Here is an 11,010-nt window from a genome sequence, read left to right on the forward strand (position 1 = left end):
GGGCTCGGGCCGGGCCCCCGGGGTGCTGCCCGTAGCCGGGCGCGCTGGCGCGGGGGCGGGTGCTGCGTCGACGGCCTGGCATCCGGCGGCTTCCTCGGGGCGAAGGGTGGGCAGCGGACCGGGCACAACACCAGGGCCGCGACACTTGCGCCGCCGATCAGGTCGGACCGCCTCCCGCCAGGGCGATGGCCAGGGGGGTGCGTTCGTAGAGCACCTGCCGGCCGTGGCGGGCCGCGATCAGCAGGCCCGCCGCCCGCAGGGTCCCGAGATGCTCGGAGACGGTGGACGGGGCCAGGCCCAGCCGGGCGGCGAGGGCCGTCGTGGAGGCGGGTTCGGTGAGGGCGCACAGGATGTCGGCCCGCACCCGGCCGAGCAGGGCGGCCAAGGGGCTCGGGGTGACCTCCGTCGGGGCCGCCCACAGCGCGCCGATCCCGCGGGCGGGGTAGACCAGCGTCGGCTGCCACGGCGGGTCGTAGCCGCCGACGACTTCCGGCCAGACGAACGCGCTCGGCATCAGCAACAGGCCCTGCCCGTCCAGGCGGCGTTCGTGGTGCACGGCGTGCTCGACGGTGAGGGTGTCCTCCGCCCAGCTCAGGTCGGGGTGCAGTCCGTCAAAGAGCGCCTCCAGGCCGCCCGCCGCCAGCCGCCGCGAGTGGAAGAGGACGTCGGCCTCCAACAGGGCCCGCAGCCGCGGCCAGTGCGGGGCGATCAGTGCCTCCCAGGCCCGCTCGTGCAGGTCGGCCAGCTCCTGTACGGCCCGCGCGGGATCCTCCAGCATCCGCCGCCCGAGCTCGCTGTCCAGGGCCCCCGGGGTGCAGGCGAGGGAGCGCCGCAGCTCCTCGCCCGCCGCCCCGGGATCGGCGGCGCGGACCCGGGCCAGCTCCTCCCCGATGGTGACCGAGGGGCCGAGCGGGGGCGGGCTGAGGAAGTCCGGATGGTGTCCCTTGCGGGGCATCAGCAGCCACAGCGGCCGTAGGTCCAGCGCGTCCGCCGCTGCCCGGATCCGCCGCAGCCAAGGCAGGTGGTACGCCTGGCGGCGCGCGTCGCGCAGCACTCGCACCGCCTCCTGCGTCTCCCAGCGGGGGGAGAGCGAGAAGCGGCAGCGCAGCAGGTCCACGGGGTCGAAGCGGAAGCGGTAGGCCATCCGCCCAGTGTCCGGTTCCCTCCCCGGGGCGCGCACAGGATTCGGGCCCGGGCGAATCCCTGCCGGCGCGGGGCGCCACCGGCCAGGGTGTGCGTATGGCATCCGTCGACCAGACCACCGCCCCCGGCTACCGCTCCGTCCTCGCGGGCGGGGAGTTCCGCGCCGTCTTCGCCGCGCACCTGATGTCCGTACTCGGCCTCGTCGTCGCCGAGATCTCGCTGACCGTCCTCGTCTACCGCGTCACCGGCTCACCCCTGATGAGCGCGCTCACCTTCGCGCTCGGCTTCCTCCCCTACGTCCTCGGCGGCACCCTGCTCGCCGGGATCGCCGACCGCCACCCCGCCCGGCGCGTGCTCGTCACCTGCGACCTCGTCTGCGCGGCCTGCGCGGCCGCCATGGTCCTGCCGGGGACCCCGGTCGCGGGGCTGCTCGTGCTGCGCTGCGCCATGGCCTTCGTCGCACCGCTGTTCCAGGGCACCCGCAACGCCTCCCTCGCCGACGTCCTCGGACCCGGCGAAGCGTTCGTACTCGGCCGCTCGCTGCTGCGCATGGTGGCGCAGAGCGCGCAGCTCGCCGGCTTCGGGCTCGGCGGGCTCCTGCTCACCGTGCTCGCTCCGCGCGGCGCGCTCGCCCTCACCGCCGCCGGACTGCTGGCCTCCGCGCTGCTGCTGCGCTTCGGCACCGCGGACCGGCCCGCCCGCACCGGTGCGGGTACCGCCCGCAGTACGCCGCTCGCCGGATTCGGCGCCGTCTTCGGGGACCGCCGCAGGCGGGCGCTGATCCTGCTGTTCTGGCTGCCGCCCGTCTTCGCCGTCGTCCCCGAGGCACTGCTCGCCCCCTACGCCGACGGCATCGGCGCCGGCCCGGCACTGCTCGGGCTGATGCTGTGCGCGCTGCCGGTCGGCACCATCGCCGGTGAACTGTGGGCGGGCTCCGCCCTCACCGCCCGAACGCGTTCGCGGATCATGGCCCCGCTCGCCTCCGTCGGGCTGCTGCCGCTGCTCGGGTACGCGCTGCGGCCGGGGGTGCCGGGCGTCCTGGTGGCGCTGCTGCTGGCCGGCCTGGCGCACGCGTACACCCTCGGCCTCGACCGGATGTACCTCGACGCCGTGCCCGAGGAGCTGCGCGGCCGGGCGATGACCCTGCTCAGCACGGGGCTGATGACCCTCCAGGGCGTGGGCATGGCCCTGGCCGGGGTGGCCGCCGAGTTCTGGCCGGTGCACGTCGTCGTCACCGGCTCGGGCGTGCTCGGCACCGCCGTGGTCCTGTTGCTCCTCGCCCGGCTGCGGGCCACGGCGGAACCCGTGCGGGGGCCGAAGCGTGAGACGGGGCTGACCGCCAAATGACCGCCCGGTAGGGTCTGCTGGGTGTCCAAACCGCTCAGCCTTCCCTTCGACCCCATCGCCCGCGCCGACGAGCTCTGGCAGCAGCGCTGGGGGCCGGTGCCCTCGATGGCCGCCATCACCTCGATCATGCGGGCGCACCAGATCCTGCTCGGCGAGGTCGACGCCAAGGTGAAGCCGTACGGCCTGACCTTCGCCCGCTACGAGGCGCTGGTGCTGCTCACCTTCTCGCAGGCGGGCGAGCTGCCGATGTCGAAGATCGGCGAGCGCCTGATGGTCCACCCGACCTCGGTGACGAACACCGTCGACCGACTGGTGCGCTCGGGGCTGGTGGACAAGCGCCCGAACCCGAACGACGGCCGCGGGACGCTCGCCTCGATCACCGAGAAGGGCCGCGAGGTCGTCGAGGCCGCCACCCGGGACCTGATGGAGATCGACTTCGGGCTCGGCGCGTACGACGCCGAGGAGTGCGCCGAGATCTTCGCACTGCTGCGGCCGCTGCGGGTGGCGGCCGGGGACTTCGACGAGAAATGAGACCGCGCGGGGTGCGCGGTGTCACAGCGCGGGCACCGGGCCCCCGGTCAAGATCGCGCATATCGGACGGCTAGTCTCGGTGGCATGAAAAAGAGCGTGCTGACCCGGTACCGGGTGATGGCCTTCGCCACTGCCGTCATGCTGCTGGTGCTCTGCACCTGCATGATCTTCAAGTACGGATTCGACAAGGGCGCGGACCTGACCCTGGTGGTCTCCCAGATCCACGGCGTGCTCTTCATGATCTACCTGGTCTTCGCCTTCGACCTGAGCTCCAAGGCGAAGTGGCCCTTCGGCAAGATGATCTGGGTCCTGGCCAGCGGCACCATCCCGCTCGCCGCGTTCTTCGTCGAGCGCAAGGTCCGCGCGGAGATCGAGCCGCTGGTCACCGACGGCCTCGCCACCGCCCGCGCCTAGGGCCGCCCCGGACTGCCCGCGCCCAGCGCACCGCTCGCGCCACGACCGATCCAGCAGATCCCCGGGAGGACTCCCGGGGGTTTGCCATCGACATTTACTAGGACGTCCTAGTAAATTCATGGGTATGGACGCTGACGCCATCGAGGAGGGCCGCCGCCGCTGGCAGGCCCGGTACGACAAGGCCCGCAAGCGCGAGGCCGATTTCACGACGCTCTCCGGAGATGACGTCGACCCCGTCTACGGGCCCCGCCCCGGCGACTCGTACGAGGGGTTCGAGCGCATCGGCTGGCCGGGGGAGTACCCCTTCACCCGCGGCCTGCACGCCACCGGCTACCGCGGCCGGACCTGGACCATCCGGCAGTTCGCCGGGTTCGGGAACGCCGAGCAGACCAACGAGCGCTACAAGATGATCCTGGCCGCCGGCGGCGGCGGGCTCTCCGTCGCCTTCGACATGCCGACCCTGATGGGGCGCGACTCCGACGACCCCCGCGCGCTGGGCGAGGTCGGCCACTGCGGGGTCGCCATAGACTCCGCCGCCGACATGGAGGTCCTGTTCAAGGACATCCCGCTGGGCGACGTCACCACGTCCATGACCATCAGCGGACCGGCCGTGCCCGCGTTCTGCATGTACCTGGTCGCCGCCGAGCGGCAGGGCGTCGACCCCGCCCTGCTCAACGGCACGCTCCAGACCGACATCTTCAAGGAGTACATCGCCCAGAAGGAGTGGCTCTTCGAACCGGAGCCGCACCTCCGCCTCATCGGCGACCTCATGGAGTACTGCGCGAACGGCATCCCGGCCTACAAGCCGCTGTCGGTGTCCGGCTACCACATCCGCGAGGCCGGGGCGACGGCCGCGCAGGAGCTGGCGTACACCCTCGCCGACGGCTTCGGGTACGTGGAGCTGGGCCTCTCCCGCGGGCTGGACGTGGACCACTTCGCGTCCGGGCTCTCCTTCTTCTTCGACGCGCACCTCGACTTCTTCGAGGAGATCGCCAAGTTCCGCGCCGCCCGCCGGATCTGGGCCCGCTGGATGAAGGAGGTGTACGGGGCGAAGTCCGAGAAGGCGATGTGGCTGCGCTTCCACACCCAGACCGCCGGCGTCTCCCTCACCGCCCAGCAGCCCTACAACAACGTCGTACGGACCGCCGTCGAAGCCCTCGCGGCCGTCCTCGGGGGCACCAACTCGCTGCACACCAACGCCCTCGACGAGACCCTCGCGCTGCCCAGCGAGCAGGCCGCCGAGATCGCCCTGCGCACGCAGCAGGTGCTGATGGAGGAGACCGGGGTCGCCAACGTGGCGGACCCGCTGGGCGGTTCCTGGTACGTCGAGCAGCTCACCGACCGCATCGAGGCCGACGCGGAGAAGATCTTCGAGCAGATCAAGGAACGCGGCCTGCGCGCCCACCCGGACGGGCAGCACCCGATCGGGCCGATCACCTCGGGCATCCTGCGCGGCATCGAGGACGGCTGGTTCACCGGCGAGATCGCCGAGTCGGCGTTCCAGTACCAGCGGGCGCTGGAGAAGGGCGACAAACGGGTCGTCGGCGTCAACGTCCACCACGGCTCGGTCACCGGCGACCTGGAGATCCTCCGGGTCAGCCACGAGGTCGAGCGGGTCCAGGTGCGCGAGCTGGCGGAGCGCAAGGAGCGGCGCGACGCGGCGAAGGTCGAGCGGTCGCTCCAGGCCATGCTGGCCGCCGCGCGGGACGGCTCGAACATGATCCCGGCGATGCTGGACGCGGTGCGCGCCGAGGCCACGCTGGGCGAGATCTGCAACGCCTTGCGGGACGAGTGGGGCACGTACACCGAGCCGCCCGGCTTCTGAGGCGGGCGGGCCCGGACCCCGGGCCCGCTCGCAAAGGTGTGGAACGGCCGGTCGTGATCGCCCTACGGTGGCGGGCATGACCGGCCTTCCTGTTCCCGTACGGGGTGTCAGCGCGCGCGTGGTGATGAACAAGGGCGGCTGCGGGGGGTACTACGCGTACCTCCGGGCCGACTTCGAGCCGCCCGGCCCGGACGGCCGGACGGAGGTGCTGAACCTGGTTCCGGAGAAACGGCTGCCCGCGGAGTTCCTTCCGGCAGTCCGGGCGGGCATCGAGCTGGGGCTGGACGGGGTCGCGGCTGCGGTGCTGCTCACGGACGGCGGCGTGTACGAGGTGGACGCCTGGGACATCGGCTACCGGACGGCCGGTGCGGAAGCGGCCCGGGGCGCCCTCATCGCGGCCGGGCTGCGGCCCGCCGCGGAGGCGGACGCCCTGCGCTGGGCGACCTGGCCCGGCCGACGGCGGCCCTGGCCCGGGCACAACCCGCGGTCGCAGGAGCTGTCCGAGCGGATCCGCCGGGCGGGACCCCGCTGAGGGAAATGGCGGCCCGGGCGGGGCGGTCAGCCGCCGAACGGGCCGCGCAGGCCGTGCATCAGCAGGGTGGTGAAGGTGGCCACCCAGAGTTCGTCCACCGGTTCGCAGCTGACCAGCGCCCGGTGTACCACCGTGCCCGCGATCACGTCGAATATCAGGTCGGTGGTGTGCCCGGTGAGGGACTCGTCCTCCTCGTACGGGAGTTCCCCACGGGCCTGCGCGCGTTCGCGGCCCAGTACGACGAGACGTTTCTGCCGGTCGACGATCGCCGACCGGATCCGGTCGCGCAGCGCCGGGTCCCGGGTGGACTCGGCGACCACCGCCATCAGGGCGGTCCGGGCCTCCGGGCGCCGCAGCAGCTCCGCGAACTGGAGCACCACGTACTCGATGTCGGCTTCGAGCGAACCCCGGTCGGGGAGTTCGAGCGCGTCGAAGAGCTCCGCGACCGCGTCCACCACCAGCTCGTTCTTGCCCGCCCAGCGCCGGTAGAGGGTGGTCTTCGCGACCCCGGCCCGGGCCGAGACGTCCCCCATGGTCAGCTTCGACCAGCCCAGCTCCACCAGCGCGTCCCGGGTCGCCGCCAGGATCGCGGCGTCCGCCGCCGCGCTGCGGGGGCGGCCGGTGCGGCCGGGCGGGGAGCTGGTGCCGGGGCTGGGGTTGCGCATGGCCGAGACCATACCCGCCAGTAGGCAAGAGCCCGGGACCCCGATCGCTGTGGTTCAGATCACGGCCCCGGGGCAGTCAGGAGAAGGGAGCGGGGAGTTACGCTACGGCTCGTAGCGTAAGAGCGACAACCACGCGAAGCTACAGGCGCCAGGTGGGGACCCGGCGCCGCACGGGGTACACCGGCGCGGGAATTTCCGGGCCGGCTTGTCCGATCTTTTTCGTCGGCGCGCGCACACGGGGGAGGATGTACGCATGCAGCCCAGAAACATGTCCATGAGCGGCGTCGTAGACCTCGCCGCGGTGAAGGCGGCCGCCGACGCCAAGGCGAAGGCCGAGCAGGCGCGCGCCGAGGCGGCCCGGCAGGGTGGCGGCGCGGGCGCCGCGACCGCCGGCGCCGTACCGCCCTCCGCACTCGTCATCGACGTAGACGAGGCCGCCTTCGACGACACCGTCATCCGCCTCTCCGACCAGGTTCCGGTCGTCCTCGACTTCTGGGCCGAGTGGTGCGAGCCGTGCAAGCAGCTCGGCCCGCTGCTGGAGCGGCTGACCGTCGAGGCGAACGGCCGGCTCGTGCTGGCCAAGATCGACGTCGACGCCAACCAGATGCTGATGCAGCAGTTCGGCATCCAGGGCATCCCGGCGGTCTTCGCCGTGGTGGCCGGCCAGGTGCTGCCGCTGTTCCAGGGCGCGGCCCCGGAGCAGGAGATCCGGGCGACGCTGGCCCAGCTGGTCCAGGTCGCCGAGGAGCGCTTCGGTCTGCTCGGCCTCCAGGTGGACCCGGCCGCCGAGGGCGCCCCGGCTGCCGCGGCGGCCGCCGACCGGCCCGCCGCCGGTCCGTACGACGCGCTGCTGGAGGCGGCGGTCGTGGCGCTGGACGCCGGTGACCTGGCCGGAGCGGTGCAGGCGTACAAGAACGTACTGGTCGACGACCCGGGCAACACCGAGGCGAAGCTGGGCCTGGCCCAGGCCGAACTGCTCTCCCGGGTCCAGCACATGGACCCGCAGGCGGTGCGCGCGGCGGCGGCCGAGAACCCGAAGGACCCGCAGGCGCAGATCGCCGCCGCGGATCTCGACCTGGTCGGCGGGCACGTGGAGGACGCGTTCGGCCGTCTGGTGGACACCGTCCGGGTCACGTTCGGTGATGACCGGGACGCCGTACGGCTGCGGCTGCTGGAGCTGTTCGAGGTCATCGGCGCGGACGACCCGCGGGTGTCGGCGGCCCGGACGGCGCTGGCCCGGGTGCTCTTCTAGGCGGGCCGCCGTCGGCGGTACGCCACCGGCGATTTGTTGACACGGAGATAAACAGCGGCCGCACTTTACCAAAACTTGGTAAAAGCGGCTGCTGTTACTCCGAGTAAATCGAACCCCGCGATCTGTCCGGTTGGTTCTCTTTCCTCCTCATTGTCGTGGCCCTGGGTAACACCCTGTGTTGCTGCCCGACGACGGCGTGCCGCACTGCGGTTATCCAGCCGTTACCCGCCAGTAACGAACCCCCTTGTGTACCGGCCTGGAATGGACCACGATCGGCGACGCTCGGTCCTTCCCGCAGAACCGCTCATCCGGAGCCGCGGTGCAGGGTCCCCACCGAGCCGGCCGGTGGCAGTGGCACCGGCCGTAGGACAGGGGGGTCTTCGCCGCACCGGCGGAGCCTGTCCTCCTGGTTGCGCGAACGCGTGGCCCAGTGGTTGTCGCTCGGGGGTGAACGCCGGTGTACGCGACGCGGCTCCGCCGCGGCTCGGCCGCTTGCGCTCCTTCCCGAGGACGTAGCACTTCTCCCATCCCAGGACGGGCACGGCCCGGACCGGAGATGTACGTCCGAGAAGGAGGAACAAGATGAGTTCTCAGGTTCGTGGCGGGACCAGATGGAAGCGCTTCGCGCTCGTCATGGTGCCGAGCATCGCGGCCACGGCCGCGGTCGGTGTGGGTCTGGCGCAGGGCGCCCTGGCGGCGTCCTTCAGCGTCTCCGGCCAGGACTTCAAGGTCTCGGCCGACAAGCTGGACGGTGACGACCTGCTGCAGTACGGCAGCGTCGCCAAGGGCAAGGGCCTGGACGGCAAGGACGCGGCGCACCCGGTCACCATCTCCGGGTTCCGGCACGCCGAGATCACCAACATGTGCCAGTCGCTGGTCACGCCGATCCCCGGCCTCGGCGCCATCACGATGAAGCTCCAGACCGGCAACAAGGGCAAGCCGGCGGTCGCGGAGAACATCTACCTGGACGTCGCCGAGCTCGACACCGACGCCACGTTCACCAACCTCGACATCGGTGTCGCGGTGGACGCGGCGGCCGACGCCGCCCACCCCACCGCGCCGCAGGCCGGCACGGTGGCGAACGGCGCCCTGTTCTCGCAGCGCGCCAAGAAGGCCGTGCTGACGAACGTGCGCCAGAAGGCGTGGGCGACGACGGCGGGCACCTTCACGCTGCCCGACCTCAAGCTGCGTCTGCTCAGCGGTGACCAGCCGTGCTACCAGGACGAGAAGTAGTCACTCCTGGCAGGTAGCCGGTAGAGGCGGGCGGTGGCTGCCGTCGCCGCCCGTCCCGCCGAGCACCACAGAGTTTTCCGTACCACCGTTTCCAGGGAGCTGTTGTCCATGAACCCCCAGGCCCCGGTTCGCGCCGCAGACGACGCTTGGCTCACCGTGGTGTACTACCGCTTCCGCGCCTGGAGGGGTGGCCGGCCCTTCTGGGCGGGCCTCTTCACTCTCATCGGCGGTTTTCCCATCGCGTACTTCCCCTACGCGGACCTCCGGCTGGGCAACATCACCATCGCCATGGCGACCACCGCGGGCGCGGGTTCGCTGATCATCGGCATCCTGCTGATGACCCTCGGCGTGGCCCTCTGGTTCCAGCAGGGCATCCGGGTCTTCGCCGGAGTGGCGTCGATCCTGCTCGCCCTGGTGTCCCTGCCGGTGTCCAACCTCGGCGGCTTCTTCATCGGCTTCCTGTTCTCGCTGCTCGGCGGCGCGCTCGCGCTCTCGTGGGCGCCGGGCAGGCCGGAGGAAACCGAGGCGGACGGCGCGGCGGACCACGCGCAGGCGTACGCGGACGCCCCCGTGGGCGGCGTCCCCGGCCCCCGCGGCATGGAAACGGCTTACCAGAGCGAGACGACTGCCCACGCCGATGGCGGGAGGAACAGTGCGGGGTGACGAGACGCAGCAGGGCGTGGCCCCTGGCGCGGAGTCCCGCGAAAGAAGGGGTCCGCGGCACGCGGCGCCCCGGAAGTCGCTGCTGAACAAGATCCAGATACCCGTCGGCAAGACGATGGCGCTGGCGGCGATGCCGACGGCCGTGTTCGTCGGCATGGGGCTCGCCCCCAAGCTGGCCCTGGCCGACGACAAGGACATCCCCTTCGCGCCCGGCCCGTGCGTGACCCGCTCCGACGAGCCCACGCCCTCGGAGTCCCCGTCGCCGTCCGGCTCGCCCTCCGCCTCCGCCTCCGCCTCGCCCTCGCCGGGCGCGTCCGCCTCGCCCGGCGCGAGCGCGGCACCGAAGCCCGGGCCGACCCCGTCGGCGTCGAAGCCGGCCACCCAGCCGGCGAAGCCCGCGACGAAGCAGAGCCCGGCGCCGGCCGCCTCCGCCTCGCCCACGGCCTCCGCGCCGGCGGCGAAGCCCAAGAACCCGCTGGACCCGCTGGGTGTCGGCGACGCCCTCTCGGGCCTGGTCGGAGGGCTCACCAAGCCCCTCCAAGACGCGACGAAGCCGGCCACCCCGACGACTCCCGCGCCCGCCAAGACCGCCACGCCCACCCCGGACCCTTCCGCGGACGCGATCCGCGAGGCGGCCAAGAAGGCGGGCGCCTCGGTCCAGGAACTGCCGCAGGACGTCAAGGACACCGCCAGGACGCCGAAGGACGAGACGGGCAAGACGGGCAAGACGGCCGACGACGAACCGACGTCCTCGCCCTCCCCGTCCGGATCTCCCTCGGCGACGAAGGACGCGGACGGCAAGCAGCCCTTCCCCTGTCCGACCTACGACGCCAAGGCCCTCGCCGACGCCTCCCTGGAACAGGGCATCCCGCTCCTGCCGGACGAGCCGTGGTACCTCGACAGCTCCCTGTTGACCCTCTACGGCCTCTACTACGCGGGCATCGTGGAGGTGAAGACGGCCGGCGGCAAGACCAAGAAGGTCCTCAAGTTCACGGCGAACTCCCTGGACATCAAGGACCTCTACCAGACGGTCGGCAAGACGGGCAACGTCGCCCACCTCAAGTCCCGCCCGGGTTCCACCTCCACGATCCGCGGCGGCACGGTGACGATGTACACCGAGAGCCTCAAGGGGAACCTCTTCGGGCTGATCCCGATCGAGTTCACCCCGAACTCCCCGCCGCCCCTGAACGTCCCCTTCGCGTTCTTCACGAACGTCAAGGTCGTCCAGGCCGGCCAGTTCGGCGGCAACCTCACGGTCCCGGGCCTGCACAACTACGTGGGCCCGCCGGAGTAGCCCGCCCCGTATACGACCGCTGGTTTTCCGCCCCCCCCCCCAAGGGGGGCGGGGCCCGCGGTCGTATCCAGGACCCCAGCCCACCGTGGCCCCCCCCCCCCCCCCAAAGCA

The 11,010-nt window shown here is 72.1% G+C and carries 11 protein-coding genes; 9 read left to right on the plus strand and 2 right to left on the minus strand.

Annotation, left to right across the window (positions count from 1 at the left end; translation table 11 throughout):
• Window positions 1–157: 157 nt before the first annotated feature.
• Window positions 158–1,144: an ArsR/SmtB family transcription factor gene (locus tag ACZ4M3_RS07890; RefSeq protein ID WP_467730712.1), complete on the minus strand. Its 987-nt coding sequence runs from the start codon at window positions 1,142–1,144 to the stop codon at window positions 158–160.
• Between the two features lie 95 nt (window positions 1,145–1,239).
• Here ACZ4M3_RS07890 and ACZ4M3_RS07895 point away from each other — a divergent pair, with 95 nt between their 5' ends.
• From ACZ4M3_RS07895 to ACZ4M3_RS07915, 5 genes are all read left to right on the plus strand, one after another.
• Window positions 1,240–2,490 (plus strand): MFS transporter, encoded by a 1,251-nt coding sequence (locus tag ACZ4M3_RS07895; protein ID WP_467730713.1) that lies wholly within the window; start codon window positions 1,240–1,242, stop codon window positions 2,488–2,490.
• Window positions 2,491–2,511: 21 nt separating this feature from the next.
• Entirely contained in the window at window positions 2,512–3,021 is a 510-nt protein-coding gene (locus ACZ4M3_RS07900) for a MarR family winged helix-turn-helix transcriptional regulator (RefSeq protein ID WP_467730714.1), read from the plus strand.
• An 84-nt stretch (window positions 3,022–3,105) separates the two neighbouring features.
• Window positions 3,106–3,435, plus strand: a complete 330-nt coding sequence (locus tag ACZ4M3_RS07905) for a DUF3817 domain-containing protein (protein WP_190183469.1) — start codon at window positions 3,106–3,108, stop codon at window positions 3,433–3,435.
• Between the two features lie 124 nt (window positions 3,436–3,559).
• Entirely contained in the window at window positions 3,560–5,260 is a 1,701-nt protein-coding gene (locus ACZ4M3_RS07910; RefSeq protein ID WP_467730715.1) for an acyl-CoA mutase large subunit family protein, read from the plus strand.
• A gap of 76 nt (window positions 5,261–5,336) precedes the next feature.
• Complete coding sequence (locus ACZ4M3_RS07915; RefSeq protein ID WP_467730716.1) at window positions 5,337–5,792, plus strand: hypothetical protein; 456 nt, start codon at window positions 5,337–5,339, stop codon at window positions 5,790–5,792.
• A 26-nt stretch (window positions 5,793–5,818) separates the two neighbouring features.
• On the opposite strand, the gene ACZ4M3_RS07920 is transcribed toward ACZ4M3_RS07915, so the two are convergent.
• A complete protein-coding gene (locus tag ACZ4M3_RS07920) occupies window positions 5,819–6,457 on the minus strand; it encodes a TetR/AcrR family transcriptional regulator (protein WP_467730717.1) in 639 nt (212 codons plus the stop codon).
• A gap of 253 nt (window positions 6,458–6,710) precedes the next feature.
• Here ACZ4M3_RS07920 and ACZ4M3_RS07925 point away from each other — a divergent pair, with 253 nt between their 5' ends.
• From ACZ4M3_RS07925 to ACZ4M3_RS07940, 4 genes are all read left to right on the plus strand, one after another.
• Window positions 6,711–7,709 (plus strand): tetratricopeptide repeat protein, encoded by a 999-nt coding sequence (locus ACZ4M3_RS07925; RefSeq protein WP_467730718.1) that lies wholly within the window; start codon window positions 6,711–6,713, stop codon window positions 7,707–7,709.
• 582 nt (window positions 7,710–8,291) lie between these two features.
• Complete coding sequence (locus tag ACZ4M3_RS07930; protein WP_453356357.1) at window positions 8,292–8,942, plus strand: DUF6230 family protein; 651 nt, start codon at window positions 8,292–8,294, stop codon at window positions 8,940–8,942.
• 108 nt (window positions 8,943–9,050) lie between these two features.
• A complete protein-coding gene (locus tag ACZ4M3_RS07935) occupies window positions 9,051–9,605 on the plus strand; it encodes a DUF6114 domain-containing protein (protein WP_467730719.1) in 555 nt (184 codons plus the stop codon).
• Window positions 9,595–10,899: a hypothetical protein gene (locus ACZ4M3_RS07940; RefSeq protein WP_467730720.1), complete on the plus strand. Its 1,305-nt coding sequence runs from the start codon at window positions 9,595–9,597 to the stop codon at window positions 10,897–10,899. The genes ACZ4M3_RS07935 and ACZ4M3_RS07940 overlap by 11 nt, the downstream gene beginning before the upstream one ends.
• Window positions 10,900–11,010: the final 111 nt, after the last annotated feature.

It is taken from the genome of Streptomyces sp. NPDC026522 (assembly GCF_055567555.1).

Excerpts from the sequence above, each read along its gene's own strand:
- ACZ4M3_RS07890 (WP_467730712.1), bottom strand. The coding sequence starts at position 1,144 with ATGGCCTACCGCTTCCGCTTCGACCCCGTGGACCTGCTGCGCTGCCGC.
- ACZ4M3_RS07895 (WP_467730713.1), top strand. The coding sequence starts at position 1,240 with ATGGCATCCGTCGACCAGACCACCGCCCCCGGCTACCGCTCCGTCCTC.
- ACZ4M3_RS07905 (WP_190183469.1), top strand. The coding sequence starts at position 3,106 with ATGAAAAAGAGCGTGCTGACCCGGTACCGGGTGATGGCCTTCGCCACT.
- ACZ4M3_RS07910 (WP_467730715.1), top strand. The coding sequence starts at position 3,560 with ATGGACGCTGACGCCATCGAGGAGGGCCGCCGCCGCTGGCAGGCCCGG.
- ACZ4M3_RS07915 (WP_467730716.1), top strand. The coding sequence starts at position 5,337 with ATGACCGGCCTTCCTGTTCCCGTACGGGGTGTCAGCGCGCGCGTGGTG.
- ACZ4M3_RS07920 (WP_467730717.1), bottom strand. The coding sequence starts at position 6,457 with ATGCGCAACCCCAGCCCCGGCACCAGCTCCCCGCCCGGCCGCACCGGC.
- ACZ4M3_RS07925 (WP_467730718.1), top strand. The coding sequence starts at position 6,711 with ATGCAGCCCAGAAACATGTCCATGAGCGGCGTCGTAGACCTCGCCGCG.
- ACZ4M3_RS07930 (WP_453356357.1), top strand. The coding sequence starts at position 8,292 with ATGAGTTCTCAGGTTCGTGGCGGGACCAGATGGAAGCGCTTCGCGCTC.
- ACZ4M3_RS07935 (WP_467730719.1), top strand. The coding sequence starts at position 9,051 with ATGAACCCCCAGGCCCCGGTTCGCGCCGCAGACGACGCTTGGCTCACC.